A 26,443-nucleotide genomic window follows, 5' to 3' on the forward strand; every position below is an offset into this window, starting at 1 on the left:
TTCAATGACGACCGGATTCCAGTTGCCCCCGGATAAAAGAAGGGGGTCACATCAGTGGGAGGAAAATCGAAGAGAAAGCCTGATATCGGCGGAGAGGGGGGCAGCCTGCCTCCAAGCCCAAAGAGCGAAAGGCCAGCTCGACCGCTTACCGCGTCGTGGTGCACATAAGGGCTATATGCAACTACACTCCTCGATAGGCCGGCGCTCGCCAAGAAGTATGGGGATCGAGACGAACCCAGCAGCTACGCTCGGCCGCCGTCGGCGCGGGGCGAAGACCGGCAATGGCTACGCCAAGCCCAAGCCCAGAACGCGGCACTTCTCGATGACGAAATCCGAGCATGGGCGAAAGCGCTGGATGAGTATGCCATGCGGGCCGACACCAAGCTCGCCCTAAAGCTTATTCTCGTCACGGCGCAACGCCCGGGCGAAGTACGTCGCGCTCGGCGTTCCAATGCACAGCTTCAACGAACATGCGATTGCCATGGCCCAATGAACCTTGGCGATCCCGCATCGTGAGAGTGGTTGCAGATCAATCGCCCCCTGACCGCCAAATGATCTCATGCTGCCCGTCTGGAAGGCAGATGCGCACGCAATGGGCACAATGGTCGACGGTAGAGTTTTGATTTTCTGTACTTTTCTCTCGTCCCGAGATTGGCCCGGCTTTTGCTACTGGTTAAGTTATGGAGCAAATAAAAGCCGCCGACTTGAAGCCATCCTTTGACGAGATGAACGGCTTCGGACAAAGCGTCCGCGAGCCTTACGCCGCTATTTCCGAGTGGCTGGGCTCGATGCGCGTCGAGGAGCTGCGAAAGAAGAGCGCCGAGGCCGAGCTGCTGTTCAGGCGCACCGGCATCACGTTCGCCGTCTATGGCGACACCGAAGCGTCCGAGCGCCTGATCCCCTTCGACATGATCCCGCGCATCATCGCCGCCGCCGAGTGGCGGCGCCTGTCGGCGGGCATCGAGCAGCGCGTGAAGGCGCTCAACGCCTTCATGTACGACATCTATCACCGCCAGGAGATCATCAAGGCGGGACGCATCCCTGCCGATCTCGTGATCCAGAACAGCGCCTTCGTGCCCGAGATGATCGGCGTCGAGCCGGCGCTCGGCATCTACTCGCACATCATCGGCATCGACATCGTGCGCACCGGCGAGAACGAGTTCTACGTGCTCGAGGACAACACCCGCACGCCGTCGGGCGTCTCCTACATGCTGGAGAACCGCGAGACGATGATGCACATGTTCCCGAATCTGTTTGCCGAGAACCGCGTCGCCCCGGTCGAGACCTACCCGGACTATCTGAGAAAGACGCTCGAGAGCGTCGCCCCGGAGAACCTCGACGACGACCCCGTGATCGCCGTTCTGACGCCCGGAATCTACAACAGCGCCTATTTCGAGCACGCCTTCCTCGCCGACCAGATGGGGCTCGAGCTGGTCGAGGCGCCGGATCTCGTCGTTATGGACGGCTTCCTGAACATGAAGACGACGCAGGGCCTCTGCCGCGTCGACGTGCTCTACCGGCGCGTCGACGACGCTTTCCTGGATCCGCTGACCTTCAGGCCCGATTCGGTCCTCGGCGTGCCCGGCCTGTTCGACGTCTACCGCGCCGGCAACGTCACCATCGTCAACGCGCCCGGCGCCGGCATCGCCGACGACAAGGCGATCTACAGCTACATCCCCGAGATCATCGAATTCTATATGGGCCGTCCGCCCATCCTGAAGAACGTGCCGACCTACAATTGCAGGAAGCCCGACTCCTTGAAGTACGTGCTCGACAACTTGGGCGACTTGGTCGTCAAGGAGGTGCACGGCTCGGGTGGCTACGGCATGCTCGTCGGACCGACGGCCAGCAAGGAGGACGTCGAGGCCTTCCGCGTGCGCGTCAAGGCGAACCCCGCGAACTACATCGCCCAGCCGACACTCGCGCTCTCCACTTGCCCGACGCTGGGCGAGGAAGGGATCGGGCCGCGCCATCTGGATCTGCGACCGTTCGTTCTGATCGGTGACGAGGTCCGCCTGGTGCCCGGCGGCCTCACCCGCGTCGCGCTGCGCAAGGGCTCGCTGGTCGTCAACTCGAGCCAGGGAGGCGGAACGAAGGACACCTGGGTGCTCCAGGACTGAAACAAGAAACGCCTGAGGGCAGGGGCGCACAAAGCAATGTTAGGGCGCACGGCAAACGATCTCTTCTGGCTTTCCCGCTACGTTGAGCGCGCCGAGAACATGGCCCGTCTCATCGAGGCCGGCTACCGCATCGCGCTGCTGCCCCGCATCGGCGACGACCACAAGCAGGAGTGGGCCTCCACCCTCGAGAGCGCCGGTTGCGCCGATCAGTACTACGCCAAGCACGGCGCGCTCGACACGCGCAACGTGGTCGACTTCCTCCTGTTCGATGGCGAAAACCCGTCGAGCATCAGCTCCTGCATCGCCACCGCCCGGCGCAACGCCCGTGCTCAGCGCACGGCGCTGACACGGGAAATGTGGGAATCTCTGAACAGCACATGGCTCGAGCTGCAGTCCATTCGGCCCAGCACGCTGCGGTCGGACGCGCTGCCGCGCATGCTCGACTGGATCAAGGAGCGCTCGGCCGGCTACCGCGGCGCGCTCCTCAACACCATCCTGCGCAACGACACCTACTACTTCAGCCAGCTCGGCACGTTCCTCGAGCGGGCCGACAACACCGCGCGCATCCTCGACGTGAAATACTACGTGCTCCTGCCCTCGACGAGCATGATCGGCTCGGGCGTCGACAACGCCCAGTGGGAGGCGATCCTGCGCTCGGTCTCGGCGCACATGAGCTACCGCTGGGTCTACAAGGAGAGCTACCGCTCCTGGCGCATCGCCGACTACCTGATCCTGAACCGCGCCATGCCGCGCTCGTTGCGCGCCTGCTACGACGAGATCGACCAGACGCTCGCCGACCTTTCTGCACTCTACGGCGAGCAGAAGCCGTGTCTCGAAACCGCGAAATCTACGCTCGCACTGCTCGAGATGAGCGACATCGACACCGTCTTCCAGTCCGGGCTGCATGAGTTCCTGCTCGAGTTCATCGGTCGCAACAGCCGCGTCGCGCACGAGATCTCCGAGGCCTATCACTTCACTTACTGAGGGGCGGATGCTGATCGAGATTCGCCATGTCACGACCTACCGCTACGAGACGCCGGTGCGCTACTCGATCCAGAGTCTGCGGCTGACGCCTCCCTCGTTCGACGGACAGGACGTGACCGCCTGGACCATCTCGGCACCCGGCTTCGAGACGGGGATCGGATACCGCGACGGCTTCGGCAATATCGTCCACCTCGCCTCCGTGAGCGGCCTTCACGACGGCATCACCATCGAGGCATCGGGCATCGTCGAGACGGAGGACCGCAGCGGCATCGTGCGCGGTCTGACGGAGCTTGCGCCCCGCCGCGTCTTCCTGCGCGAGACGGATCGAACCGTGCCCGACAAGGGCATCCGCGAGCTCGCCCGCGGCGTCAGCAACGGCAAGGTTCCGAGGAACGTCCTCGATTGCATGCACGCCCTGATGCGCGCGGTGCAGGATGCCGTCGAGTACGAGATCGGCTCCACCCACCACCACACGACGGCGGCCGAGGCGCTGGCCGCCGGTAGGGGAGTGTGTCAGGACCATGCGCACGTGTTCATCTCGGCGGCGCGCATCATCGGCGTCCCGGCCCGTTACGTTAACGGCTACTTCCTCTCCGGCACCCTCGCCCCTTCGGAAGCGGCCCACGCGTGGGCGGAGGCCTGGATCGACGGCCTGGGCTGGGTCGGGTTCGACCCGGCCAACGGCATGTGCCCGACCGAGCGCTACGTCCGCCTCGCCTGGGGTTTCGACGCCGGCTCCGCCTCCCCCATTCGCGGCATCCAGAGGGGCGGCGAGAGCGAAGCCCTAGACGTCAGGGTGGAGGTTGATCAGCAGAGCGGTCAGCAGCAACAGCAGCAATAGCTGCCCGCACCAATGCGGGCGTCGACAACGTGGCCCAGTACCGCAAGCTCCACTTCTGGCGTCAGCCGGGCCATCGCGTGATCGTGCTGCTCTGAGTAGCCTCGTAGGCGGCGAGCACCAGCGCGGTCGCTCGGTCAAGTTAACCACATCTCCGAGCTTCGGTCACTTCGCCTCTCGACAGGTTGGCGCGATTGCAGGCACCGTTTCGTCCCGTCATTAAGTGCGCGTTTACCCTGTGTGAGCGAGGCTGCTCAAACATTCGCCACGGTTGTCTCACAAGTCAGAAACTGATTTTAGCGAACCGCCCCGCGTCACATGCTACGGGAAAAGCGTCCGCTGCTTAGGGCAGCCTCGGATTTTGTCATGGGTTGGCGGCTTGCGCTGCCGGCTTTGGTTGGGGCCGCCGTGACCCTGATCGTCGGCGCTACGACCGTGACGACGGCGAATGCCAAGTCTCCCGGCACCCGGTACTGTTTCCATGGGTTTTGTCACCGCGTCGGGACGCTGGCGCAGACCGACACGCTCGTCGGATGGCGCGGCTACCTGCTCGCCTCCTATTACGATAGCTGCCGTCTCGACCGCTTGAACCCCTGCGGGTTGACGAGCTCGGGCGCCGTCTTCCGTCCCGATCTCCCCGACAATGCGGCGAGCCCGCTGCTGCCGGACGGCACGGTCATCCTCGCCTACAATCCCAAGACCGGCGACGCCTCTGTCCTGCGGATCACCAACGCAGGTCCCTATAGCGGAAAGCGCAAGCTCGACGTATCGCGCGCCGCCGCAGAGAAGCTCGGCTTCCGCACGCAAGGAGTGGCAGCGCTCGTCATCAGCGTCCTGCAATCTCCGACGAAGACCGAGGCAAGCTATGTGCGGCGGCGCGTGTATCCGCGCGTTCCAGGTTACCTTGGCAGGTTCGAGACGTTCGACATCGCGCTCGAGGCGGCCCAGGAGCGCGTCGGCGTCCGTGAGGACGGCGAGCAGCTGGCCGGCGACGTGGCCGCGGCCGTTGAAACTGCCGCACTTGTACCGAGGCCCCAGCTCGCGGTGTCGCCCTCGCTCGCCCGCGAGTTGGTGATGTTGCGCTCACCCCCGAGACCGGTGCTCCGGGGATTAAGGCTTGTGCAGGGCCCACGTCTCGTGAGCCGGGACAGCTTCCGAAAGTTGGACTTCGCATCGGGCCTGCAGCGGTATCTGCAAGAGCCAGATGCGTCAGACGACGGCAAATAATCGGAGCCGGAGGCTACCCTCGCAGCTACGTTCTGTATGGTGAAGGCGAGGATTTAACACCGACCTTGTCGTTACCCTTCCTCGACGCGCGACCTGAAGGCGGCGGGCGGCAAGAGCACGCATCGTTCGGGACACGAGGAAAGCCGGCGCGGTTCCTTAAGTCTCTCGGAAATATGTGGTGATAGTGGTCCCAAAGTAGGGTAACCCTCGCGTAGCAATATGGAGTGCGACCTATGCATCTCGGAAATCTGAACCTTGGCAACTTTCTATTCGACGTATTCGTAATTTTCATGTTCGTCGTCTGGTTCTGGTTACTGATCACGGTGTTCGCCGATCTGTTCCGGCGGACTGACATTTCGGGCTTCAACAAAGTCGTCTGGGTGATCTTCCTGGTCCTCTTGCCCTACTTGACCGTGCTCGCTTATCTGCTGACGCAGAGCAGCAGCATGGCGGAGCGGCAGCAGGCTCAAGCGCAAAAAGCGCGCGACGAACTGCGCAGCATCGTGGGCTTCAGCGCCGCTGACGAGATCAGGAAGCTGGACGAACTCAAGGCGAAGGGATCGATTACCGAGGCGGAATACGGCAAGCTTCGCGCCCGACTGATCTAATTGCAGCCATGGTCACTACCGCCTCCTGGCGGCGATAGCGATTTTTAGTCGAAATGAGAAAGCCGGAGCGTGGAGAGGCGCCCCGGCTTTCGTGTGTCCAGCTCAGAGACCGGACTTGAATTGTGCCGTTCTTAGTTGGCTGCGACCTTCGTTTGGGCAACGGCAGTCTTGGGAGCAAGGCCGGCACCGACCAGGGCGCTCAGGCAACGCTGGGAAAGGTTCTTGCCGACGGAGCGCATGCACTTGCGGACGCCGGGGCTGTCCGGATCGTGCTGGCTGCAGTGGGCGTAGTAGTCGGCGGCGCAGGCCATCTTGACGCCGAGGCTGACGGCGCCGGCCTGGGTGGAGAGGGTGGCGGTGCTGAGGGCGATCGCTGCGGCGAGGATGGTGCTGATCTTGGTCATTTGGCTCTCTCCAGTGCCAGGGTGTCTGTTGAGAGCACTATGACCCCTGCGGGGTCATCCCCGCTGTTCCGAGGGGAACGGGCTCAAAAATTCAGTTCCGCAATTTAGGACAGCGGATGGACCGCCGACGGCAATGCGACAAGCCGAATGTCGGCATAAACGTATGAAAACATTGGTGGGCCCGCCAGGACTCGAACCTGGAACCAGGCGGTTATGAGCCGCCAGCTCTGACCATTGAGCTACGGGCCCCCGAGCGAAAGATCAGGCCGCCGCGCTGTGGCGCCCGAAGGGTGGCCGCCCTCTATAACAGAGTTCGCGCCCCGTTCCAGCGGCCACGGCCGTCATGAGATCAACATCGTTCAGGCTTCCTTCATCCGCGGGAATGTTCTATCCGCGACCATCGACCTGGAGGATCCGTATGCGCCCTGTCACCCTCTTCACGCCGGCGGCACTGTTGGCCGCCGCAGTCCTGCTCGTCACATTTGCGAGCCCGCTCCGGGCCGAGGAACGACCGATGCATCGCCTGATCACCGTCTCCGCCTCCGGATACGCCGACGCAGAGCCCGACCGGGCGACGATCTCGGCCGGCGTCGCCGCCGAGGCCGAGACGGCCGCCGCCGCGCTGTCCGCCAACACCGAGCTCATGCAGAAGGTCATTGCCGGGCTGAAGGAGAGTGGCATCGACGCCAAGGATATCCAGACCAGAAATTTCAACGTCGAGCCCCGCTACACCAATCCGCGCGACGGCACGCCGACGATCGACGGCTACCGGGTCTCGAACCAGGTCACACTCGTCGTGCGCGACTTGAAGGCGTTGGGAGGCTTGCTCGACAAGCTCGTCTCTCTCGGCGCCAACCAGGTGAACGGGCTCGCCTTCGAGGTCAGCAAGGCCGAGACGCTGAAGGATGAGGCGCGCAAGGAGGCGGTTGCCAACGCGCGCCGCCGCGCCGAGCTGCTGGCGGCCGCCGCAGGAGCCGATCTCGGCGAGGTGGTCACGATCACCGAGGAGATGAGCTACGGCGGTCCCCGGCCGATGGCGATGCGCGCCGCCAGGGCGGAAGCGGTGCCCATCGAGGCGGGAACCGAGACGCTGGAAGCCCGCGTCACCGTCACCTGGGCGCTGAAGTGAGCGGATGCCTCGCGCCGCGCGCTTTCGGGTGAGATCGTTCGAGACCTGTCACGCGGCGAACGGCGGATTGGCGATAGGAACAACAGCAGGAAAGTCCGCTGAACCATGCCCATCCTGTATTGGCTCATTCGCCCGATCCTGTTGCTCGCCGCCATCATTGCCGGCTGGTTCGTGGCGGAGGAGGCTCCGAACTTCGGCGTCGTGCAGATGGTCGTCGCCGTGTTCCTGATCGCCGCCCTCGTCGGCCTCGCGGCGTTCTGGGAGGCCCTGATGGACTGGACGCGCAGGCGGAAATAACAAGGGCGCCTGCGCCGGGCGCGGCCAGCTTGGCGGAGCGGCAGCCATCCGCCCGGCCGTCCATCCAAAGCATGCCTCCGCCATAATGCCGGGATGACTTATAGGTGTGGGGCGGGGTAGTCTAAACGCAACGTCACTCCGGCGTAGGCCGGAGTCCAGCCACGCGCTTCTGCTGTTTCCACCTGAAACAGAACGCTCTAGACGAGCGGAACGACCTCGACGGTGTGCTTGAGCGGCGCCGCACCGGGCTGCGCGGGCCAGTCGGCGAAGTTGCGCATCTCGCCGCTCGTGCGCAGGCGGCGGAGAGCGGCAAGATCGGCCGCCGCATAGACCCACTGTGCGGCGTTGAGGGTCCCTTCCGCCAGAACACCCGCATCGCTCACGCCGTGCTCCGGCGGCACGTAGATGCCGGCCGCACCCACATTGAAATCCACTGCCGGCGACCATGGCGCATCGCCCACCGTGGGGCTCTGCACGGTGGCAATCGTGTTCTCGAGCGCGCGCGCCTGCGAGCCCGTGCGCACGCGATGATAGCCCGAGATGCGCTCAGTGCAGGACGGCACCAGGATTGCGTCCGCGCCCGCCTCGACCGCCGCCCGCGCGAGCAGCGGGAACTCGCTGTCGTAGCAGATGAGAACTGAGAGCTTTCCGAGGCTGGTCTCGAACACGCGGAGCGGCCTGCCGGCCGTGACACCCCAATCATGCTCGAACGGCGTCATGATGAGCTTCTCCTGCACGCCGACCTTGCCGGACGGGGTCACGAGCTGCGCCGCATTGACGAAGCGCCCGTCCGCGTGCACCGCCGGCCCCGAGCCGACCAGGATGTGCACGCCGTGCTGTCTGGCCAGCGCCACATGCAGCCCCACGCGCGCCTCCGCCAGCGCCGCCACGCGCTCGAGCGTCGTCGTGAGGTCGTTGTAGACCTCCGGACCGAGGGCCGCGGCCTGCTCGATGGCGGCATACTCGGGAAAGACGAGGAGCTCCGCGCCCGTCGCCGCGCCCTCCGCGACCCATTGGGCGATCTTCGCCTCCCATTCGGCGAGCGAGCCGGGTTGTCCGATCGGATACTGCGCGGCGGCGACCTTGAGGAGGTGAGGAGCAGCCATCAGAGCGCCTTCATCCAGAACTGCATCGTGTGCGTGGTCTCGTCCGGCTGATCGATGTCCTTCCAGTCATAGGTGGCGACGAGCCCCGGCACCGGAGCATAGCCGCGCTTCCCCCAGAAGCGGTCGAGCGGGATGTAGTCGGCGGGCTTCAGGGGATGGTCGTCGGGCCGCACGACGCGGCAGAACGTCGAGTGCGTGAAGCCGCCGAGCTTGTACGCCTGTGCCTCCCTGAGTTCGAAGAACTGGTGCCCGAGCCTGTGCCCGCGATGGCTTTTGAGGAGCACGCTCTCGCCGCAATAGAAGATCTGCGAAAGGTCGTAGCCCGCCTTGCGGAACGGCTCGCCGAATTCGTCGGCGTGCTCGACCATGGGTGCGCCGGTCGAGGCTCCGACGACGAGATCGCCGTCGCGCGCCACGACGCACACCGCGCCCTTCGCCTTGGCGAACTTGGCGAGGTATTCCTCCTCGTAGGCAAGCGTGCCGTCGTAGAGATACGGCCAGTCGCGGAACACGGTGATGCGGAGCCGTGCGAGATCGGGCAGCACGGATTGGATGTCGTCGCCCGTCAGCGCGCGAACCTCGATGCTCATTCCGTGATCCTTTCCTTGTCGGCCTGACGACTCTCCGCCTCGAAGGGGCAAGGCCACAGGCGGCCCGGCGCGAGCGCCGCCCCTGCGTCTTGGCGAAGCTAGGCTCCGCGTCTTGGCGAAGCCGCGCTCCGATTGGCGCGGGCGCCGGATCCGCCGCGGGCGATCCGAACGGCGCCCGCGAGCGAACTACGCCACCTGCGCGATCCATTCGGTCAGGTTGTAGTAGGTGGTGACCCGGGCGATCTTGCCGTCGCGGATGGCGAAGAACGTGCCGGCGGGCAGCACATAGGTCTGGCCCTTGGCCGCCGGCAGGTCGCTGTCCGTATTGAGATAGGTGCCGTTGACGTTGAACTCGGCCGCGGCCCGCGTGCCGTCCTTGGAGACGAGCACGACGAGCTCGGTCAGCGTCTCCTTGTAGTGATGCGTCATGCGGGCGTTGAAGGCGCGGAACTTGTCCTTGCCCACGCGCCGCTCGCCCTGGTTCACGTCGTGGATCACGTCGTCGGTGAGGTGCGCCAGCATGCCTTCGCTGTCGCCCCCGTTGAAGGCGTCGTAGTAGCTGCGGATCAGTTTGGCCGTTGCGATGCGGGTCTGGCTTTCGGCGTCGCTCATGAGAAAGGCTCCCGAGGTTGAAACTCGGAAGCCTCCTTAGCAGGTTGCGGGGCCCTTCTCAAACGGGCGGCGGGCCATCGCCGCGCGACAAAGCGCATCGTACCGCGATGGCCCGCCCTGAGTAGGCCGTAAGGGAAATCGTTAACGGCCCGATGCCCTCAGCGGCGCGCCCCGGCCCGCTTCTTTGCGGCCGGCGCCTTCTTCACCACCCGCTTCGTGGCTTTCTTGGCGGTTTTCTTCGCCGCGGGCTTCCTCGCCGCAGGCTTCCTGGCGGTCGTCTTGGTCGCTTTCTTCTTCACGGCAACTTTCTTGGCCATCGTCTTCTGTCCTTCCTTGCGCACGCCTTTGAACGGCTTGCTGTCTTCCTTCACGTCCATGAACTTCCCGGTCGTGTCGTCGCGCTTGGTCCAGGTGCCAGTCAGCTTGTTCGGAATCTGCGAGCGCTTCTTCACCGCACCAACGCGGCGATTGTCGCCCGCTTCCTTGTTCTTCGCCATCTGGAACTCCTGTCGCATAGCGAGACCACAACGAGCACGGCGCGGGATCAATCACCCACCGCATGCAACACGACCTTGCGATCATGCGGATGACGCCGATGCTCGAAGAGATAAAGACCTTGCCACGTCCCGAGTGCAAGAGAAGATCTCACGATCGGTATCGTGATCGATGTCTGCGTGAGCGCGCATTTGATGTGCGCGGGCATGTCGTCGGGACCTTCGAGCGTATGCACGAAGAGCGGATCGCCCTCGGGAACGAGTCTCTTGAAGAACGCGATGAGATCGCGTTGCACGTCGGGATCGGCGTTCTCCTGAATGACGAGCGAAGCCGAGGTGTGCCGGCAGTAGGCCGTGAGCTGACCCGTCGACAGGCCGGCTTCCGCCGTGAACGCCCGCGCCGCGTCGCTGATCTCGTAGAGTCCCTCGCCGGTGGTCTGGACGATGATTTCCGTCTGTCGCTGGCGCATGTTCGCACTCCTCGTTATTTTTTAGGTTGATGCTTATATTGGCATCCGGCAGCGGAGTGCATGAACCACCATGAGCAGAGCATTCGTCAAAGAGCCGGACGGCCTCGCCGCGTTCGAGGAGTTGCCCGAGCGGCTGATCTCCGACAATCCGAACCTCGTCACCGACGAGGGGCTGCGGCAGATCGAGGACGAGGTGGCGCGCCTGTCGCGCGCCTATGCGGACGCCCAGGCGTCGGGTGACCGCGCCGCGCTCAATGTCGCCGCGCGCGACCTGCGCTATTGGACCCAGCGGCGCGCGACCGCCGAGCTCGTCCCCGCGCCCTCCGACAGGGACGAGGTGCGGTTCGGCGCCCGCGTGGCCCTCGTGCGCGCCGATGGGCGCCGCCAGTCGTTCCGCATCGTCGGCGAGGACGAAGCCGACCCCGCGCGCGGCACACTCTCTTATGTGTCCCCGCTCGCCCGCGCGCTCCTGGGCAAGGGCGTGGGCGATACCGCCCGCGTCGGCGGGGGCGATGTGGAGATCGTTGCCATCGAATAGCCTTCAACCCCTGCGAGCGGAGCGCTTGCCGAAACGCCCGGCCCCGAACTAGACTCCCACCGAAGGCGAAGCGGAAAGGCGCAGGGAGCATGCTGAGCTTGAACACCCGTGGTGCGCGATGGGTGGCCGGCGCGTTGCTGGCCGCAGCGGCCGCCGTCGCCGCGTTGGGGCTGGCCCGCGCCGCCGAGACCCGGATGGCCTACCTCGAGGTCAAGATGGGCCTCGAAAGCATCAGCAAGGAGCAGCGCGCGGATCTCTGGCGCCGGGTGGACGAGTACGCCACCGTCGACGCGCTCCTGGAGTTCTGCGGCCGTAAGCTGAACCTGCAACGGCGCACGTGGGCGGCCGTCAGCCCCTGCGTCGAGGTCACCTCGCTGCGCAAGGTCGCCTCCGTGTTCCGCGCCAAGAAGGCGGAATACGTCAAGGCGTGGGAGACGGCGTTCGCCGATCCCGAAAAGAAGAAGACGCTGTGCGCGAACCAGAAGCCCAAGATGGCCGAGTACACCCGCATTCTCGACGCGCACATTGCCGAGGCGGCATCCATGTGCAGCGCCTGCATCTTCTGCTGAGCGCCCGCGGCCGCCCGTCTGGCCCGTAGCCTGGTTTGGGGCTGCGGCCGTCGCGCCACATTGAGTCCATTGTTTTCGATAGATGATGCCCGGGCTTCGACTCGTTTGGGAGCGAGTCCGGCCACATTTGCGCTCTGGGGGATACAAGATGTCGTCAAAAACGCTTCTGCTGAACGCGCTGCTTGCGTTTGCCCTCCTGCTGGGAGCGCCAAGCACCGCGGGCGCCGGCTCGGCCTATGAGATCGACGCCGACGTGGATGCGGCCCTGCAGCGCTTCTATCGCACGGTGCCGGGCGCGCGCGGCCTCGTCCGCGATGCCGCGGCCGTGCTGGTGTTCCCTTCGGTCGTCAAGGCCGGCATGGGATTCGGCGGCGAGTACGGCGAAGGCGCCCTGCGCCGCAGAGGCTATACGGAAGGCTATTACAACACGGTATCCGCCTCGGTCGGCTTCCAGCTCGGCGTGCAGGCACGCACGGTGATCATTCTCTTCATGACGGAGAACGCGCTCGCGAGCTTCCAGCGCAAGCACGGCTGGAAAGTGGGCGTCGACGGCTCGGTGGCCCTGGTGACGGTCGGCGTCGGCGGCTCGATCGACACCAACCAGATCAAGAAGCCCGTGATCGGCTTCATCCTCAACCAGAAGGGCTTGATGTACAACCTCACCCTCGAAGGCTCCAAGATCTCGCGCATCGACCGCTAGAGCATGTTCAGATCATGCGGACGCGGTTGGCTTGCTTCATCGCGCCTGTCCCTCCTCCCTTGTGGGGGAGGCTGAGGGGGGACTGCAGACCAGCCTTAGGGGTGTTCCCCCACTGCTGACCAAGCGGCGTCATATCGACAGCCGCCCGCCAAGAATGCGATTATTGGATTCGGACCGCAGCCCGCGAGGATGCCATGCGCCGATGGATGAAGACCGCAGGAGCTGCGGTTGCCGCAACGATGGTCGTTTCCGCAGTGGCGGTGGCTGGTCCGTCCCGACCCTCCGCGCCCGGCGAGGCGCCGCCGCCGGTCAAGGACTGCACGCGCTTCAACGGCCACTTCGGTTTCTATGGCAATCCGTGGTGCACGCCTGAGGAGCAGTTGCGCTGGGACAAGTGGCAGGCGGAGTATCTCCGCAGCAGGACTGCCGGGAGCCTCACGCGCCCTTGATGTAGGTGCCCATCAGCGTCGCCTGCGCCAGCACATGCCCCTCCATGGCCGCCTCGACCTGGGATTTCCGCGGCGACGCCAGCCCCTCCAGGCGAACGTCGAGCGCGTAGAGCTTGTGGAAGTAGCGATGGCGCCCGATGGGCGGGCAGGGGCCGCCGTAGCCGGTCCGTCCCCAGTCGTTGAGGCCGCCCTCCGTTCCCTTGGGCAGGGCCTCCTCCGCGACGGCTTCGGCAAGCCCGGACGCGTCAGCGGGGAGATTGTAGAGCACCCAATGCACCCAGACGCGCTGCGGTTTTGCAGGATCCGGCGCGTCCGGGTCGTCGACGATCAGCACCAGGCTTTGTGTCTCCGCCGGCACGCCGCTCCATGCGAGGGGCGGCGAGATGTCGTCGCCTTCGCAGGTGTAGGTGGGGGGAATGGCCCCGCCATCCGTGAAGGCCGTCGACGTGAGCTTGAGCGTCATCGCGTGTCTCCCAAGTGAGAGTGGAGCAGGGTGTCGAGGCCGGTCGCGCCCGTCGGATCTCGATCGAAGCCCCGGATGGCACCATAGTCGACAATCCGGCGTTTCCGGCAAGGGTCCGTGAAGGAGGCAGCGATGCCCGACACCATGAAAGCGATGCTCCTCGATCGGCAGCGGACGCCGCTCAGCCTCCGCGATCTGCCGATCCCCGAGCCCGGTCCGTCCCAGGTTCGCGTCAAGGTCGCGGCCTGCGGCGTCTGCCGGACCGACCTGCACGTCACGGACGGCGATCTCACGCAGCCGAAGCTCCCGATCGTTCCGGGCCACGAGATCGTCGGGCGGGTCGACAAGCTGGGGAGCGGCGTGACGCGCTTCTCGCTCGGGGACCGCGTCGGCATTCCCTGGCTCGGCCACACCTGCGGCGTCTGCCCCTACTGCCGCATGGGGCACGAGAACCTGTGCGACGATCCGGGCTTCACCGGCTACCAGATCGACGGCGGCTATGCCGAATACGCAGTCGCCGATGCCGATTACTGCTTTGCCCTTCCCGAAGGGCTCGGCGACGTCGAAGCCGCCCCGCTCCTTTGTGCCGGCCTCATCGGCTACCGCACGCTCCGCATGGCGGGCCCGTGCCGAACCCTCGGCATCTACGGCTTCGGCGCTGCGGCCCATATCGTCGCCCAGGTCGCGCGCCACCAAGGCATCGAGACCTACGCCTTCACGCGCGCGGGCGATAGAGAGGCACAGGCGTTCGCCCGCGCGCTTGGCTGCGTCTGGGCCGGCGGCTCGGATGAGCCGCCGCCGGTGCCGCTCGACGCCGCGCTCGTGTTCGCGCCCGTCGGCGCGCTGGTGCCGCGCGCGCTCGGGGCGGTGCGGAAAGGGGGCGTCGTCGTGCTCGGCGGCATCCACATGAGCGACATCCCGGCCATGCCGTATCGCCTGCTGTGGGAGGAGCGCGTCGTGCGCTCGGTCGCGAACCTCACCCGCCGGGACGCGGAGGAGTTCCTCGCCCTCGCCCCGCGCGTGCCCGTCAGAACGCACGCCACGGCGATGCCGCTGAGCGAGGCCAACGAGGCTCTCGACCGCCTCCGCCGCGGCGACCTCATCGGCGCGCTGGTGCTCGTTCCGTAGAAAGCCTGCGGCTCACGGCTCCTTGCCGCTCTCGACATGGAAGCGATGCAGCACGCGGTGCGCGATGGGTGCCAGCACGAACCCCGCCCCAATGACGATGATGAGCCCCGACAGGATGGCGTAGAGGCCGGCGAACACCTTGCCGGCGCTCGTATGCAATTCGGAGACCGGCCCCATGCCGGAGAGGATCATCGCCGCGTTGACGAACGCATCCACGATCCCCATGCCCTCCGTCGCGGCATAGCCGGCCATGCCGATCACGAGCCCGCCGAACGTCAGCAGCATCCAGAGCCCGATCGCCCACGCCATGCGCCTCGCGAACGCGGCGCGCGAGATGACCTTCTGATGGCGCTGCTCGAAGCGGAGGAGAGGTTGCATGATGCGGCGACGGGCATCCCATCGGATCGGAGAATGCTCTTTGCGGAGACGATCCTACCAAGCACCGGTTCGGGCGGCAAAGCGTAAGGCGTGTGCCGGACGCAAGGGCCTTCTGCAACCTGACCGGAAAGCGAAAAAAACCGAACGCTACCCCTCGATCTCGCTCCTCAGCAGCTCCAGCTCGAGCCACTGCTCCTCGGCCGCCGCGAGCCTGCCCTGCACGTCCGCGAGCGTGTTCGAGAGCTCGGTGAACCGCGCGCGGTCTCGCGCGTAGAGGTCCGGCGCGTCGAGCTCTTTCGCAAGCGACGCCTGCCGCGCCTCGAGCGCCGCGATCTCGCCCGGGAGCGTCTCGAGCGCGTGCTTGTCCTTGTACGACAGCCGCCGCTTGCCCGCCGCCGGCGCCGTGGCCTCCGCGACCGTCTCCGCCGTCTCCGTCGCCCCCGGCGCGGCCGTCTTCACGCGTGCGCTGCGCTTCTTGAGGTCCTCCCCGCGCTGGGCGAGCATATCCTGGTAGCCGCCCGCATACTCGGTCCAGCGGCCGTCGCCTTCGGGCACGATCACGCTTGTCACCACCCGGTCCAGGAAGTCGCGGTCATGGCTGATCAGCAGAACCGTGCCCTTGTAAGCCGCGAGCACGTCCTCGAGCACGTCGAGCGTTTCGAGGTCGAGATCGTTGGTCGGCTCGTCGAGCACCAGGAGGTTCGACGGCTTGGCCAGCGCGCGGGCCAGCATCAGCCGCCCGCGCTCGCCGCCGGAGAGCGCGCCGATCGGTGTCAGCCGCTGCTCCGGCGCGAACAGGAAGTCCTTCATGTAGGCGACGACGTGTTTCTTCTCGCCGCCGACGGTCACCGTGTCGCCGTGCCCCCGCGTTAGCGCCTCCGAAAGCGTCCACGTTGGATTGAGGCTTTCGCGGCCCTGATCGAGTGCCGCCATCTCGACGCTCGCGCCGAGCCGCACCTCCCCCGCGTCCGCCGCCAGCGTGCCGGTGAGGAGCGAGACGAGCGTCGTCTTGCCCGAGCCGTTCGGCCCCACGATGCCGAGCCGGTCGCCGCGCATGAGCCGCAGGGAGAGATCGCGTACCACCGTGAGGTCGCCGAACGACTTCGAGACGCCCTTCGCCTCGATGACGAGGCTGCTCGACGCTTCGGCCTCCGCCACCGTGAGCGTCGCCTTTCCCTGCACGGCGCGATAGTCGCGCCGCTGCTGCCTGAGCGTCCTGAGCTCGGCCATGCGCCGCACGTTGCGCTTGCGCCGCGCCGTGACGCCGCCGTGCACCCAATGCTCCTCGGCGACGATCTTGCGGTCGATCTTGTGCTGCTGCACCTCCTCTTCCGCGAGCTGCCGGTCGCGCCAGTCCTCGAAGGCGCCGAACGCCAGCTCGACCCGCCGGGCGCGCCCGCGGTCGAGCCAGACGGTCGTGCGCGAGAGCTTTTCGAGGAAGCGCCGGTCGTGGCTGATGATCACGAGCGCCGCACGCGATTGGGCGAGCCGGCCCTCGAGCCATTCGATCGCCGGCAGGTCGAGGTGGTTGGTCGGCTCGTCGAGCAGCAGGATCTGCGGGTCGGGCGCGAGCACGTGCGCGAGCGCCGCCCGCCGCGCCTCGCCCCCGGAAAGCGTCGCCGTGTCCTCGTCGCCGGTGAGCCCCAGCTCCTCGAGCAGATGGCGCGCCCGGTGCGGATCGTCGCTCGCCGCGAGGCCCGCCTCCACATAGGCGAGCGTCGTCGCATGGCGCGAGAGATCGGGCTCCTGCGCCAGATACCGGATGAGCGCGCCGGGCTGCACGAAGCGCCGGCCCCGGTCCGGCTCGATGAGCCCGGCCGCGATGCGCAGCAGCGTCGACTTCCCCGAGCCGTTGCGCCCGACGAGGCAGATCCGCTCGCCCGCGCCGACGGCAAGGTCCACGCCATCGAGCAGCGATGTGCCGCCGAACGTCAGTGCGATGTCCGTGAGCTGGATGAGGGGAGGGGCCATGGTCGTCCGTGGATGCGTCGCTGCGCGTCTATACAAGGTTCCACACGCGGAAGGCCAGCATGCCGGCGGTGACGACGCGTTGAACGGAATTTTGGGCGTATCTGGATCCCGGCCGTCCATGCGGAGCATGGCTCAGCCGTCCATGCGGAGCATGGCTCAGCCATGACGCCGGGACGACGTTTGGGTTTTGGCCGCCGCCCGCACGAAAATTAACGTCACACCGGCGGAGGCCGGTGTCCAGACACGCTGAAAGCGGGCACCGACACGCCTATCGCCGGAGTGCCCTACTGCGTCTCGACCATCGCGGTGATGGCGTCGTAGGTGCTGCGCCCGAACGTTCCGTCCACCGTGCCGCTGTAGAAACCGCCGGCGGCGAGCCGCTCCTGCAGGGCTTTGCGGAACTCGCGGCTCCAGGCACGATTGTTCTGCAGCATCTGCTGGTAGGTGAACGTGTAGCGCCGCTCGAGCGCCTGATAGATGTAGGACGCCGCCATCTCGGGGTTACGCGCGGTGCCGATCCCGCGGTCGTAGTGGTAGGCGAGGTTATGCATCGCGAGAAGCTGGCCGCGCTGGGCGGCCGCCGTGTACCAAGCCGTGGCTTTCGCCGGATCCTTCTCGACGCCGCGCCCCGTGGAATACATCGTGCCGAGCGCAGCCATGCCTTCGGGATCTCCCGCGTCGGCCGCCAGCTTGTACCATTGCACGGCCTGCAGATGGTCCGCCTCGAGCCCGCCACCGCCCTCGAACATGAGGCCCACCGCCACCATCGCCGGCGTATAGTGGGCCGCGGCGGCCTTCTTGAACAGGTTGATGGCCTCGAGCGGGTCGCGCATCATGCCTTCCCCGTCGCGATACATGCGACCCAGCCGGAACAGTGCCGCGACGTTGCCCGCATTCGCCGATTTGCGGATCCACCTCTCGGCATCCGCGAGATCCTTGACGCCGCCCTGGCCGGTGGCGAGCGCGTCGCCGTAGAGCAGCATGCCGTTGGTGCTCCCGGCGAGCGCCGCCGTTCTGTACCAGGCGACGGCCTCCTGCAGGTTCTGCGCCACGCCGGCGCCGTTCGTATAGAGCCGGGCGAGGAACATCATGGCCGGCGTGCTGCCGCGGCCGGCGAGGTCGCGCAGCGCCTCGAGGTAGCCGGCTCCGTCGTCCCCAACGCGCCAGACCGTGAGCAGGCTTTGCGATCCGGGAGCCTGCGCCTTGACCGCGTCGATGAAGTCGCTCGTCTTCGAGAGCGGCGTGCTGTCGATCGCCGTCAGGAAGTCGCCGAAGCGAAGTCCGGCCAGCGCGGCCGGCGCGCCGGGAGTCGTGTCGACGACGAACACGCCGGCCGGCGTGTCGAGCCCGAGCGTTGACGCCAGCGCCGGATCGGTGACCGCATCGAGGCGGACGCCAGCATAGGCGAGCGTCTCGTGGCCGGGCCACGGCTGGAAGGTGAGCGGCACCTGGATCGACTGCCCGCTGAGGCGCAGGGCCTGCTCGGAACCTGGCGCGTCGCCACCCGGCGAGACCGGAAAGTCGGGCCCGGCCTGCGGCGCCTTGGACGCCTTGCCGGAAGGGAGCAGCCGGATGATGTCGCGCGGGTCGCTCTCGCCCGCACCGGCGACAGGCAGGACGCGCGGCCGAAGCGGTGACGGATCAGCGAGCGCCGTCGGCAGCGGAGCGGCGAGAGAGAAGGGGGCGGCCGGGATGAGCAGCGAGACGGACATTGCCGTCAGCGTGCGGATAGAACCACCCCTCATCAGTCGTCCCGATATGATTGCGCCTTATGCGAGGTTACATCCGGCGGGTCCTGCCAGCAACGCGCGGCGCCGGTGAATCATAATGGACACGCTCTATACTCGGGCTCAAGTCGATGCCGGCTTCCATTCGCCGGGCGCCGTCTGGCAGAAGATCGCCGTGTTGGTGGTCGTCTCGTCGGCGTCGGCTTGCCCCTTCGTCTTGCGCAGCTCGAGCTGCGTCGTCACCTTGCGGCACTGCGTATCGGGCGGGATCTCGTGGATGCGCACGATCTCCCCGTCGGCGGCCGTCCTGGCTGCGGGAGCAGGCGCCGGTGCCTTGGCATCGGCCGGGGGAGTCGTGGCGGCGCGCGCATCGGTCGCGGAGGAGAGGCCCGAGGCATCGGCGGCGAACGCGCCAGGCGGCGCGGGGGCCTTGGTGTCGCCCGGGGCGACGACCGTATCGGCCACCACGAGGATCGCCGGATCGTCCTTGAGGTCGGATGCCCTCTGCGTCGGCTCGGCGACGATCGTCACCTGTTTCTTGCCGTCCTTCGACGTGTAGGTGTCGCTGACCGTCTGGTCGGGATCCTTGGCCACGACGGTGCGGGCACGCCGCGCGACCTCGCGGCGCTCGTGCCGGGAGAGGTGGTCGAAGATCACGACGCCGACCGCCACCGCGGCGACGATACCTAAGGCCCTGCGGACCGACCCGCCCAACAGGATAGCCCCGCCGATCACGGGCGCTGCCACGCCAGGCAAAATGCGGCTGGGCGCACGCACGACGGAGTTGAAGGTGCGCCGCAGTCCGGACTGGGCATCGGCGGGCGGAGGCAGGCTGGTCGCCGCAACGGAGGCGGCAAGGAGGACGCAGAGGAGGCGTGTCGGCATGGCTCTCTCCTGGAGTGCTTCCAGTGTGCTCCGCCCTGGCGCTGGCCGGGTGCCGGCCGACTTGTTGCTTGGATCCGGCCGGAGAATATCCGAACCGAAAGAGGCTCGGGAACAGGAATCTGCGCGGCACCGGCGCGCGCCCATGCGCCGGGCTGGATGCGGGCCGCCCCTTGCGCTAGGACTTGGCCCGTGAGGGGTGACTGCCGCCGGGGCCATATGACGTTTCGCAACCGAGGGACAGTCTGCGGTCTTTTGGGGCGCGCCAATACGCGCATGGCCAGTGTTGCGATGGCCAGTGTCCTCACGGCCCTCGTCGTCTCGGTCCTGGCCGCCGCCGGCAGTCTTGCCGCGCACGCGCTCGACACGCGCCGGCTCGAGCCCTCGATCTATAAGATCTACAGCTTCGTTCCGGAGGAGAACGATCGCTACGCCATCAGATCCGGCACGGGCTTCCTGGTCTCCGGCCAGCGCTACGTGGTGACGAATTTCCATGTGGTCGAGGGCGGCCAGCGCTTCTTCATCGCTTTCCGCAGCGGTCGCGAGGCGAAGCTCGTCGAGGCGCGCCGCGTCGAGAGCCGGCCCAATGTCGATCTCGCGCTGCTGGAAGCGGACGAGGATCTGCCCGGCACCGCGCTGGTGCTCGGTGAGTACGAGCCCGAAAAGCTGTCCGAGGTCGTGGCAATCGGATTTCCCGGCGCGGCCAACCTCAATAAGGAGCTGGTGCCGGGAGCGGAGGCGCACGGCGTGCCGCTGACGGATCTCGATTCGACCGCGACCACCGGCGTCGTCTCGCGCATCACCTTCACAAGCCTCAAGGTCAGCGAAAGCCAGACCTTGAGCGTGCGCACGGTGCAGCACAGCTCCGCGATCAATCCCGGCAACAGCGGCGGACCGCTGTTCGACGCCTGCGGACGGGTTCTCGGTGTCAACACGCTGCAGGGGGCGAACTCGCAAGGGCTGTTCTTCTCCGTCCATGCCGACGAGGTCGGCCGTTTCCTGCGCGATCTCGGGATCCCGTTCGAAAGCAGCCCGAGCCCGTGCTCTGCGGGCGCGCCGGTCCCCGGTGGGGCGCCGCTGGCCATAGGCTTGATCGCGGCGCTGGCACTGGTCGCGGCGCTCGTCCTCTTGCGGTCTGGCCGTGCGCGGGCCTGGCTGCAGGCAACCCCACGGGCCGCCGCTGGCGAAGCACCGGCACATGTCTCGCATGAGGCGTGGACGGCCGCTGGATCGACGCAACGATTGGCGCCCAGTGGTGCGCTCTCTCTTCGTCCCGTCGCCGGCGGAGCGCCGATCCGCCTCGACGAGACGGGTCGCCCGGTGACCATCGGACGCGGCCCCGGTGCCGACATCATGGTCGCGAGCGACACCGTGTCGAAGGTCCACGCCCGCCTCGCGTTCGATCGCACGGCCGGGCGCATCCGCATCGCCGATCTCAACTCGTCGAACGGGACGTTCCTCGACGGCGCGCGCATCGCGGAGGCCGAGGCCGCCGCTGGCGCGACGGTACGGATCGGTGCGACGGAATACCGGGTCGTGCAGGAGCCTCCCGCGTCGGCATCCACGACGGCCGGGAGCGCCGCGGGCGGCTGGATGCTGTCCGGGTTCGATCCGTCGGGCCGCGCCGTGCAATTCGAGCTGCGCCCCGCGCGCGATCCCGCGACCGGCCTCGGGCGTCCCGCCACGTGGACCATCGGCCGCGACCCGCGCCGCGCCGACGTCGTCATCGACGACGGCAGCGTATCGGCGCTGCACGCCGAGATCGCCTACGATCCGGAGGAGGCGCTGACGCTGCGCGACATGAGGTCCATGAACGGCACGCGCCTCGACGGCCAAGGCATCGGCGATCGCACCGTGGCGCTTGACGGCACGGGGCACGAGATCGCGGTCGGGCTTGCCATGTTGCGTCTCTCGCGCCTCGGCGGTTGACGCATCAGCCGGCCTGCCGGCCGAGCCCCCGCCCGATCGCGCGGCGCACGCTGACCGGAAGCGCATCGAGGCCGCGCTTCGCCGCCCTCTTGACGAGGCCGAGGTAGATCCCGGCGTAGAGGCGCCCCACGAGGGAGAGTGGCTTTGCCCAGTCGCGCACGACGACGGCATCGTCGGCCCATTCGAGCTTGTAGCCGTCGCGGGGAGCGAGCAGGTCGAACACGGTCATGCCGTCGTCAATGGCGCGCGCGACGCTGTCCTCCATCAGAAGGGATCCCGCGCCGGTCTTCTCGAAGTCGAGATCGTAGGTAATGACGTGGATCGCGGTGCGTCCCTTCGCGCGCACCCCGATCTCGAGCGTGACCGTGCGCCCGCCGCAGGAAAGCGCGATGGCGTGGCAGCCGGCCGGCCGCACGTCGGCGCGCGTCGCATCCGCAAAGAAGCGGGCGGTCCGCGGGTCCACGAGCGCCGGAGAGACGATGCCGCGCTCGTCGAGCCAGCGCCGCTTGAGCCGGAAGGCGTCCGCCGCGAGCGCTTCTGCCTCCGCCCCGGCCGTGTGCCAGGCGAGCACGACCGCGCCGCGGTCCGCGAGCCTGCGCCGCTGGCGCTTGCGGTTCCGGCGCGCCCCGCCGCTGTAGCGCTTCTCGTACTCGGCGAACGACGGCGCGCTCGAAAGATCGAGGTAGGGCGCCGTGAGCTCGGCCGTCACCTTAGCGCCGATGTCGGCGAGCAGCGGCGCGACGTTGGAATCCGCGCGCACCTTGCGCAAAGTAAGGACGCTGGCGCCGGTCTCATGAACCGCGAAGTCGAGGCCGGCGCGGAGAAGGCCGGCCGCACCGGCGGCCTCGTCGATCAGCGCGTCACCGTACTGGCTGACGGGATCGCCCATCCATCTGAGCTCCCGGATCGGACCGGCCCGCTCGAGCACGAGCGGCCAGACCATCACCAGTCTGTCGCCGGAGTGCGCCGTGACGATCGCGAGCGTACGCTCCGCTTCGTCGAGAAATGATTGGCCCAATGCCAGTTCCAGTTGAAGGTCTGGAAGAGATGAATGTTGCGCCCCGCGCGCTGGAACAGGTCGTTCCACGAAGGCTCGAGCGCATCGAAGCCGGCTCGCGTCGTGACGAGGTCGAGACGGGCCGCGGGAGGCGGCACAGGCTGCGCCGCCGCGATGGTGCGAAGCGGGCTCCGGCGGTCGGACTGCGGGCACGCGCGCGCAGCGCTACGAAGCGAGAGGGTCATCGGCATGATTTTTAACGGTTCGCAAAAAGGCGTCCCGGATGGAGACGCGGGACGCTCAGGATCGAGGCCGATGGTCTCACGAAAAGAATAACGATCTGTGGGATCGGCGAAGGGACGCTATGCGATCTCGATCCCTGTCGAAAAAGCTTCAGACATGCGCGATCTCGAACAGCACGAGCACGATGAGCGCGACAACGAGCGACCACAGCACGAACGTCCCCCGCCGCGTCCGCGAGGGTCCGCCGAGCACCGCCGCCGCGCCAAGGACGGCCGCGCTCGCGATGTTGATGACGATCAGCCCGGCAAGGCCGAGGCCGCGCACGCCATCCCATGCACCTTCGATATAGGCCGCGACCCCGATCCCGATGAGCACGGCGCCGAGCAACCGCGGCCAGAAACCGGAGCCTGCGGGCGGCAAGCCGAGCAGCCGGATCACGGTGAGGGGTGCGATCAGGAGAACCGCGCCGCCGGCGAGCTTGAGAAGCGTTTCGATCCACAGAAGCTGATGCACGGCGGATCACATCGCAATTGAACGTGGGCGTTTCCGAAGAGGACTGTGGGCTACTTGCCGGCCTTCGCGGCCTGCTTCTCCCACCAGTCGCTCCCTCCGAACTTCTCTTCCGGATTGCTCGCCCCGTCGAACCAGCCGTCGAAGAAACCGTCCTGCTTCGCCACCACCTTCTTGGCCGGCGGCTCGAAGTCGCCGGCTAAGAGACGGCCGAGGTCGGCCTTGATGGTTTGCGTCTTGCGGTCGGAGCAGTAGTCGGGCTCCGTCGCGGCCGCCTTCGTCACGCCGTTGTAGCCGACGTTATAGATCTTCTCGACCTGGGCGAGTTGGTCGCTCGAGGCGCCAAGGCTGGCTTCGTGCGCCAGATAGGTGGACTTGAGCCGGGGCGCGTCGAAATTATAGCCGCACTTGACCGCGCGCGCCGAGACCGTGCCGACCTGCAAGGCACGATCGGTGGGAGTGGACGCGGGCGCGACGGCGACGGGGGCGACCGTGCCGCCGGCCTGCCCAACGGTTGCGCCGCCGGTCTGCGCAGCGGCGGGCGCGGCGTCGGCCGCAGCGGGAGGCGTCGGCGCTCCGCCGAGTATCGATGCCGTCGACACGCCGTTGCCGCTGGACGAGCATCCGGCCAGCGCAAAAGCGAGCATCGAGGCGGCGACGGTAGAGCGGTGCATGAAGTGACCCCCGGGCTCCCCGAAAAACAGCGCAGGTTTGCGCCCTTTTTGGGGTGAGGTCAATCGGAGGCGGGGCAACTCTGTGTGCAACTCGGGCCGCTTGCACCCGCGTATGCACAACCCGGTAAACCGCGCCTCGGCCTTATGATTCGAGGGGCGTTGCCACGGGGGCTTTCATGCGGCCCGGTGGCAGCGGAAGGCGGCAATCTTGCGGTCTGGAGGTCGCAGTGGCGAATCGGTGTTGCGCAAAGGTCGCGAAAGCCCAGGGAAATTCACACGACGCGACGGTCTCGGTTTTTTGGCTGGGCGCGTCGCGCATGGTCTAGCGCATCAGCTCGCGGATGGCCGAATCGAGGCCGGAGAGCGTCATCGGATACATCCGCCCCTCCATTAACCGGCGCACGAGGCCGATCGAGGGCGTGTAGTCCCAGTGCGTCTCCGGCACCGGGTTGAGCCACACGGTATGCGGATAGATGGCGGAGACGCGCTGAAGCCAGGTGGCGCCCGCCTCCTCGTTCATGTGCTCCACGGCGCCCCCGATGTGCGTGATCTCGTAGGGGCTCATCGAGGCATCGCCGACGAAGATCACCTTGTAGTCGGCCGCGTAGGTGTTGAGCACCTGCCACGTCGGAACAGTCTCGCGCCACCGCCGAGCGTTGTCGCGCCAGACGCCTTCGTAGAGGCAATTGTGGAAGTAATAGTATTCGAGATGCTTGAACTCGCTCCGCGCGGCGGAGAAAAGCTCCTCCGCCATCTGCACGTGCCAGTCCATGGAGCCGCCGACATCGAAGAACATCAGCACCTTGACCGCGTTCCGCCGCACCGGGCGCAAGGCGAGGTCGAGGTAGCCCTTGCGCGCCGTGCCGCGAACGGTCTGATCGAGGTCGAGCTCCTCCGCGGCGCCGTCCCGCGCGAACCGCCTGAGCCGCCGCAGCGCCATCTTGATGTTGCGCACGCCGAGCTCGACGTCGCCCGCGAGATCGCGGAACTCCCGCTTGTCCCAGACCTTGATCGCGCGCCGGTGCCGGCTCTCAGCCTGTCCGATGCGCACACCGGCGGGGTTGTAGCCGTAGGCGCCGAACGGCGATGTCCCGCCCGTGCCGATCCATTTGTTGCCGCCCTGATGCCGCTCCTTCTGTTCCGCGAGCCGCTGGCGGAGCGTCTCCATGATCTTCTCCCAGCCGCCGAGCGCCTCGATCTGGGCTTTCTCCTCGTCCGTGAGATGGAGCGCTGAGACAGCGCGCAGCCAATCCTCCGGGATCTCGGCCGTGACGGTCTCGGTCATCAGGTCGAGGCCCTTGAACACATGGCCGAACACCTGATCGAAGCGATCGAGATGGCGCTCGTCCTTCACGAGCGCGGCGCGTGACAGGTAGTAGAAATCCTCGACGCGCTGCCCTACGGCACCGGCCTCGAGCGCCGCCAGCAGCGTCAGGTATTCCTTGAGCGTGACCGGGATCCTGGCGTCCCGCAGCTCCTTGAAGAACGAAGAAAACATGATGGCCTGCCTCGCTTCTTTCGCCCTAGCGCGAAAGGCGAGGTGGGACAAGCACAACCGCTCAAAACAAAGAAGCCGCCCAAAAGGGCGGCTTCCTGTTCGTTTGACGTTTCTCAGCTTCGATTAGAAGTTGATGAGAGCGCCGAACTTGATCATGTCGAAGTCCTGGAGGCCATACAGCTGATCGAGATCACCGCCATTGTCTTCGCCATCCGGTCCATCGGCAGCGAAGTTATCAGCGCTGAAGCGACGATAGCTGAGCCACAGCGACATGGCGGCCGCATCGATCTCCTGCACAACGCCGAGACCCCAGAAATCATGCTCCGCACCGCTGTCCAGCTCGGCGTTCTGGTACTCGCCGTAAAGAACCGTGGCACCGAGATGGTTCCAGTTGCGGCGCAGACCGCCCTTGACGTACCAGGTATCGAGCTCGTCACCAGCGCCTTCATCGATATCGAGATGGCCGTAGTTGACCAAGCCGAAGATGCCCGTGCCGATGTGCTGCAGGTAAAGGCCGACCTGGAGGTAATCGGTATCCGCAGCGCCAGCGTCTGCGCTAACCCAGCCACGCTCACCCGCAGGCTCGCTCACGTAGACCTGACCGAAGTTGCCGCCGGTGTTGTCACCGTAGGCCACCGCAGCGGCGATCTTGAAGCCGTGCTGCTCACCCGCATAGCGGAGGGCGATGTCCCAGATGTCGTCCTCGCCCCAGGAAGCCGATGCCGAGAAACCGGCGAACGTCGGCGTGTCGTAGCGAACGGAGTTGAACGGAATGCCGTAGCAGTCACCGCCACCGTTGCAAGCCGGGCCGCCGAGGCCGACGTTGCTGAGCGAGCCGTCACCCCGGCGATAGGCGAAGCCGCCGACATCGAACACCACCCAGTTGGCCGGAACGAGCGAACCCGAGC

At 66.7% G+C, this 26,443-nt stretch carries 29 protein-coding genes, 1 tRNA gene and 1 pseudogene; 13 read left to right on the forward strand and 18 right to left on the reverse strand.

The genetic code is table 11. From position 1 onward, the window contains the following. The first annotated feature begins 704 nt into the window (after nt 1-704). The 5 genes from V7082_RS14895 to V7082_RS14915 all read left to right on the forward strand — a co-directional run bounded on the left by V7082_RS14895 (nt 705) and on the right by V7082_RS14915 (nt 5,777). Nucleotides 705-2,120: a circularly permuted type 2 ATP-grasp protein gene (locus V7082_RS14895; RefSeq protein WP_334149869.1), complete on the forward strand. Its 1,416-nt coding sequence runs from the start codon at nt 705-707 to the stop codon at nt 2,118-2,120. Nucleotides 2,121-2,156: 36 nt separating this feature from the next. Further along, nucleotides 2,157-3,104, forward strand: coding sequence for an alpha-E domain-containing protein (locus tag V7082_RS14900; RefSeq protein WP_334149871.1), 948 nt, complete (start codon nt 2,157-2,159; stop codon nt 3,102-3,104). A gap of 7 nt (nt 3,105-3,111) precedes the next feature. Next, nucleotides 3,112-3,945 (forward strand): transglutaminase family protein, encoded by an 834-nt coding sequence (locus V7082_RS14905; protein WP_334149872.1) that lies wholly within the window; start codon nt 3,112-3,114, stop codon nt 3,943-3,945. Between the two features lie 363 nt (nt 3,946-4,308). Next, nucleotides 4,309-5,169, forward strand: a complete 861-nt coding sequence (locus V7082_RS14910) for a septal ring lytic transglycosylase RlpA family protein (protein ID WP_334149873.1) — start codon at nt 4,309-4,311, stop codon at nt 5,167-5,169. 233 nt (nt 5,170-5,402) lie between these two features. Continuing rightward, nucleotides 5,403-5,777 carry an SHOCT domain-containing protein gene (locus V7082_RS14915; protein WP_334149875.1) on the forward strand — a complete coding sequence of 125 codons (375 nt, stop codon included), beginning with the start codon at nt 5,403-5,405 and terminating at the stop codon, nt 5,775-5,777. Between the two features lie 131 nt (nt 5,778-5,908). On the opposite strand, the gene V7082_RS14920 is transcribed toward V7082_RS14915, so the two are convergent. Next, entirely contained in the window at nt 5,909-6,181 is a 273-nt protein-coding gene (locus V7082_RS14920) for a hypothetical protein (protein WP_334149876.1), read from the reverse strand. Between the two features lie 173 nt (nt 6,182-6,354). Then, a tRNA-Ile gene (locus tag V7082_RS14925) sits at nt 6,355-6,430 on the reverse strand. A gap of 169 nt (nt 6,431-6,599) precedes the next feature. On the opposite strand from V7082_RS14925, the gene V7082_RS14930 reads away from it, so the two are divergent. Next, on the forward strand, nt 6,600-7,310 hold the full coding sequence (locus tag V7082_RS14930) for an SIMPL domain-containing protein (RefSeq protein WP_334149878.1): 711 nt from the start codon (nt 6,600-6,602) through the stop codon (nt 7,308-7,310). Nucleotides 7,311-7,415: 105 nt separating this feature from the next. Continuing rightward, the gene (locus tag V7082_RS14935) at nt 7,416-7,607 is read left to right on the forward strand and encodes a hypothetical protein (RefSeq protein ID WP_334149880.1); all 192 of its coding nucleotides are present in this window, start codon (nt 7,416-7,418) and stop codon (nt 7,605-7,607) included. 197 nt (nt 7,608-7,804) lie between these two features. Here the strand turns inward: V7082_RS14935 and V7082_RS14940 are convergent, their stop codons facing one another. From V7082_RS14940 to V7082_RS14960, 5 genes are all read right to left on the reverse strand, one after another. Next, nucleotides 7,805-8,713: a carbon-nitrogen hydrolase family protein gene (locus V7082_RS14940; RefSeq protein ID WP_334149882.1), complete on the reverse strand. Its 909-nt coding sequence runs from the start codon at nt 8,711-8,713 to the stop codon at nt 7,805-7,807. Continuing rightward, complete coding sequence (locus V7082_RS14945; protein ID WP_334149884.1) at nt 8,713-9,303, reverse strand: GNAT family N-acetyltransferase; 591 nt, start codon at nt 9,301-9,303, stop codon at nt 8,713-8,715. The genes V7082_RS14940 and V7082_RS14945 overlap by 1 nt, the downstream gene beginning before the upstream one ends. Before the next feature lie 186 nt (nt 9,304-9,489). Then, nucleotides 9,490-9,915: a ketosteroid isomerase-related protein gene (locus tag V7082_RS14950; RefSeq protein ID WP_334149886.1), complete on the reverse strand. Its 426-nt coding sequence runs from the start codon at nt 9,913-9,915 to the stop codon at nt 9,490-9,492. Between the two features lie 158 nt (nt 9,916-10,073). Next, entirely contained in the window at nt 10,074-10,412 is a 339-nt protein-coding gene (locus V7082_RS14955) for a hypothetical protein (RefSeq protein WP_334149888.1), read from the reverse strand. 47 nt (nt 10,413-10,459) lie between these two features. After that, nucleotides 10,460-10,879: a secondary thiamine-phosphate synthase enzyme YjbQ gene (locus V7082_RS14960; RefSeq protein ID WP_334149890.1), complete on the reverse strand. Its 420-nt coding sequence runs from the start codon at nt 10,877-10,879 to the stop codon at nt 10,460-10,462. 70 nt (nt 10,880-10,949) lie between these two features. On the opposite strand from V7082_RS14960, the gene greA reads away from it, so the two are divergent. From greA to V7082_RS14980, 4 genes are all read left to right on the forward strand, one after another. Beyond that, nucleotides 10,950-11,417 (forward strand): transcription elongation factor GreA, encoded by a 468-nt coding sequence (gene greA, locus V7082_RS14965; RefSeq protein WP_334149892.1) that lies wholly within the window; start codon nt 10,950-10,952, stop codon nt 11,415-11,417. An 89-nt stretch (nt 11,418-11,506) separates the two neighbouring features. Continuing rightward, nucleotides 11,507-11,986 (forward strand): hypothetical protein, encoded by a 480-nt coding sequence (locus V7082_RS14970; RefSeq protein ID WP_334149894.1) that lies wholly within the window; start codon nt 11,507-11,509, stop codon nt 11,984-11,986. A gap of 148 nt (nt 11,987-12,134) precedes the next feature. Further along, a complete protein-coding gene (locus V7082_RS14975; RefSeq protein ID WP_334149895.1) occupies nt 12,135-12,686 on the forward strand; it encodes a BPSL1445 family SYLF domain-containing lipoprotein in 552 nt (183 codons plus the stop codon). Nucleotides 12,687-12,880: 194 nt separating this feature from the next. Beyond that, complete coding sequence (locus V7082_RS14980; RefSeq protein ID WP_334149896.1) at nt 12,881-13,135, forward strand: hypothetical protein; 255 nt, start codon at nt 12,881-12,883, stop codon at nt 13,133-13,135. On the opposite strand, the gene V7082_RS14985 is transcribed toward V7082_RS14980, so the two are convergent. Continuing rightward, entirely contained in the window at nt 13,122-13,598 is a 477-nt protein-coding gene (locus V7082_RS14985) for a YbhB/YbcL family Raf kinase inhibitor-like protein (RefSeq protein ID WP_334149897.1), read from the reverse strand. The genes V7082_RS14980 and V7082_RS14985 overlap by 14 nt on opposite strands. 144 nt (nt 13,599-13,742) lie before the next feature. Between V7082_RS14985 and V7082_RS14990 the strand changes: the two genes are divergently transcribed. After that, a complete protein-coding gene (locus V7082_RS14990) occupies nt 13,743-14,726 on the forward strand; it encodes a zinc-dependent alcohol dehydrogenase family protein (RefSeq protein WP_442909800.1) in 984 nt (327 codons plus the stop codon). 12 nt (nt 14,727-14,738) lie between these two features. On the opposite strand, the gene V7082_RS14995 is transcribed toward V7082_RS14990, so the two are convergent. The 4 genes from V7082_RS14995 to V7082_RS15010 form a co-directional block, all read right to left on the reverse strand. Next, nucleotides 14,739-15,104 carry a hypothetical protein gene (locus V7082_RS14995; RefSeq protein WP_334149900.1) on the reverse strand — a complete coding sequence of 122 codons (366 nt, stop codon included), beginning with the start codon at nt 15,102-15,104 and terminating at the stop codon, nt 14,739-14,741. Between the two features lie 147 nt (nt 15,105-15,251). Beyond that, nucleotides 15,252-17,075 carry an ABC-F family ATP-binding cassette domain-containing protein gene (locus tag V7082_RS15000; protein WP_334149901.1) on the reverse strand — a complete coding sequence of 608 codons (1,824 nt, stop codon included), beginning with the start codon at nt 17,073-17,075 and terminating at the stop codon, nt 15,252-15,254. A gap of 284 nt (nt 17,076-17,359) precedes the next feature. After that, nucleotides 17,360-18,820 (reverse strand): PDZ domain-containing protein, encoded by a 1,461-nt coding sequence (locus tag V7082_RS15005; RefSeq protein ID WP_334149904.1) that lies wholly within the window; start codon nt 18,818-18,820, stop codon nt 17,360-17,362. 105 nt (nt 18,821-18,925) lie between these two features. After that, the gene (locus V7082_RS15010; protein WP_334149906.1) at nt 18,926-19,687 is read right to left on the reverse strand and encodes a hypothetical protein; all 762 of its coding nucleotides are present in this window, start codon (nt 19,685-19,687) and stop codon (nt 18,926-18,928) included. Between the two features lie 288 nt (nt 19,688-19,975). Between V7082_RS15010 and V7082_RS15015 the strand changes: the two genes are divergently transcribed. Further along, nucleotides 19,976-21,613, forward strand: coding sequence for an FHA domain-containing protein (locus V7082_RS15015; protein WP_334149907.1), 1,638 nt, complete (start codon nt 19,976-19,978; stop codon nt 21,611-21,613). 4 nt (nt 21,614-21,617) lie between these two features. Here the strand turns inward: V7082_RS15015 and V7082_RS15020 are convergent, their stop codons facing one another. From V7082_RS15020 to V7082_RS15045, 6 genes and pseudogenes are all read right to left on the reverse strand, one after another. Then, on the reverse strand, nt 21,618-22,631 hold the full coding sequence (locus V7082_RS15020; protein WP_334149908.1) for a GNAT family N-acetyltransferase: 1,014 nt from the start codon (nt 22,629-22,631) through the stop codon (nt 21,618-21,620). Then, a complete protein-coding gene (locus V7082_RS15025; protein ID WP_334149910.1) occupies nt 22,556-22,855 on the reverse strand; it encodes a hypothetical protein in 300 nt (99 codons plus the stop codon). The genes V7082_RS15020 and V7082_RS15025 overlap by 76 nt, the downstream gene beginning before the upstream one ends. 148 nt (nt 22,856-23,003) lie before the next feature. Then, nucleotides 23,004-23,366: an ABC transporter permease gene (locus tag V7082_RS15030; protein ID WP_334149912.1), complete on the reverse strand. Its 363-nt coding sequence runs from the start codon at nt 23,364-23,366 to the stop codon at nt 23,004-23,006. Nucleotides 23,367-23,416: 50 nt separating this feature from the next. Continuing rightward, nucleotides 23,417-24,037, reverse strand: coding sequence for a hypothetical protein (locus tag V7082_RS15035; RefSeq protein ID WP_334149914.1), 621 nt, complete (start codon nt 24,035-24,037; stop codon nt 23,417-23,419). Nucleotides 24,038-24,359: 322 nt separating this feature from the next. Continuing rightward, nucleotides 24,360-25,535, reverse strand: a complete 1,176-nt coding sequence (locus tag V7082_RS15040; RefSeq protein ID WP_334149916.1) for a vWA domain-containing protein — start codon at nt 25,533-25,535, stop codon at nt 24,360-24,362. A 123-nt stretch (nt 25,536-25,658) separates the two neighbouring features. Then, a pseudogene (locus V7082_RS15045) lies at nt 25,659-26,443 on the reverse strand (porin); the annotation flags it as partial.

It is taken from the genome of Hyphomicrobium sp., assembly GCF_036833075.1.
Classification (GTDB): domain Bacteria; phylum Pseudomonadota; class Alphaproteobacteria; order Rhizobiales; family Hyphomicrobiaceae; genus Hyphomicrobium_C.

Bases quoted from the DNA above. Each gene is read 5' to 3' on its own strand.
- V7082_RS14900 (WP_334149871.1), top strand. From the start codon at position 2,157: ATGTTAGGGCGCACGGCAAACGATCTCTTCTGGCTTTCCCGCTACGTT.
- V7082_RS14905 (WP_334149872.1), top strand. From the start codon at position 3,112: ATGCTGATCGAGATTCGCCATGTCACGACCTACCGCTACGAGACGCCG.
- V7082_RS14910 (WP_334149873.1), top strand. From the start codon at position 4,309: ATGGGTTGGCGGCTTGCGCTGCCGGCTTTGGTTGGGGCCGCCGTGACC.
- V7082_RS14915 (WP_334149875.1), top strand. From the start codon at position 5,403: ATGCATCTCGGAAATCTGAACCTTGGCAACTTTCTATTCGACGTATTC.
- V7082_RS14920 (WP_334149876.1), bottom strand. From the start codon at position 6,181: ATGACCAAGATCAGCACCATCCTCGCCGCAGCGATCGCCCTCAGCACC.
- V7082_RS14930 (WP_334149878.1), top strand. From the start codon at position 6,600: ATGCGCCCTGTCACCCTCTTCACGCCGGCGGCACTGTTGGCCGCCGCA.
- V7082_RS14935 (WP_334149880.1), top strand. From the start codon at position 7,416: ATGCCCATCCTGTATTGGCTCATTCGCCCGATCCTGTTGCTCGCCGCC.
- V7082_RS14940 (WP_334149882.1), bottom strand. From the start codon at position 8,713: ATGGCTGCTCCTCACCTCCTCAAGGTCGCCGCCGCGCAGTATCCGATC.
- V7082_RS14945 (WP_334149884.1), bottom strand. From the start codon at position 9,303: ATGAGCATCGAGGTTCGCGCGCTGACGGGCGACGACATCCAATCCGTG.
- V7082_RS14950 (WP_334149886.1), bottom strand. From the start codon at position 9,915: ATGAGCGACGCCGAAAGCCAGACCCGCATCGCAACGGCCAAACTGATC.
- V7082_RS14955 (WP_334149888.1), bottom strand. From the start codon at position 10,412: ATGGCGAAGAACAAGGAAGCGGGCGACAATCGCCGCGTTGGTGCGGTG.
- V7082_RS14960 (WP_334149890.1), bottom strand. From the start codon at position 10,879: ATGCGCCAGCGACAGACGGAAATCATCGTCCAGACCACCGGCGAGGGA.
- greA (WP_334149892.1), top strand. From the start codon at position 10,950: ATGAGCAGAGCATTCGTCAAAGAGCCGGACGGCCTCGCCGCGTTCGAG.
- V7082_RS14970 (WP_334149894.1), top strand. From the start codon at position 11,507: ATGCTGAGCTTGAACACCCGTGGTGCGCGATGGGTGGCCGGCGCGTTG.
- V7082_RS14975 (WP_334149895.1), top strand. From the start codon at position 12,135: ATGTCGTCAAAAACGCTTCTGCTGAACGCGCTGCTTGCGTTTGCCCTC.
- V7082_RS14980 (WP_334149896.1), top strand. From the start codon at position 12,881: ATGCGCCGATGGATGAAGACCGCAGGAGCTGCGGTTGCCGCAACGATG.
- V7082_RS14985 (WP_334149897.1), bottom strand. From the start codon at position 13,598: ATGACGCTCAAGCTCACGTCGACGGCCTTCACGGATGGCGGGGCCATT.
- V7082_RS14990 (WP_442909800.1), top strand. From the start codon at position 13,743: ATGAAAGCGATGCTCCTCGATCGGCAGCGGACGCCGCTCAGCCTCCGC.
- V7082_RS14995 (WP_334149900.1), bottom strand. From the start codon at position 15,104: ATGCAACCTCTCCTCCGCTTCGAGCAGCGCCATCAGAAGGTCATCTCG.
- V7082_RS15000 (WP_334149901.1), bottom strand. From the start codon at position 17,075: ATGGCCCCTCCCCTCATCCAGCTCACGGACATCGCACTGACGTTCGGC.
- V7082_RS15005 (WP_334149904.1), bottom strand. From the start codon at position 18,820: ATGAGGGGTGGTTCTATCCGCACGCTGACGGCAATGTCCGTCTCGCTG.
- V7082_RS15010 (WP_334149906.1), bottom strand. From the start codon at position 19,687: ATGCCGACACGCCTCCTCTGCGTCCTCCTTGCCGCCTCCGTTGCGGCG.
- V7082_RS15015 (WP_334149907.1), top strand. From the start codon at position 19,976: ATGGCCAGTGTCCTCACGGCCCTCGTCGTCTCGGTCCTGGCCGCCGCC.
- V7082_RS15025 (WP_334149910.1), bottom strand. From the start codon at position 22,855: ATGACCCTCTCGCTTCGTAGCGCTGCGCGCGCGTGCCCGCAGTCCGAC.
- V7082_RS15035 (WP_334149914.1), bottom strand. From the start codon at position 24,037: ATGCACCGCTCTACCGTCGCCGCCTCGATGCTCGCTTTTGCGCTGGCC.
- V7082_RS15040 (WP_334149916.1), bottom strand. From the start codon at position 25,535: ATGTTTTCTTCGTTCTTCAAGGAGCTGCGGGACGCCAGGATCCCGGTC.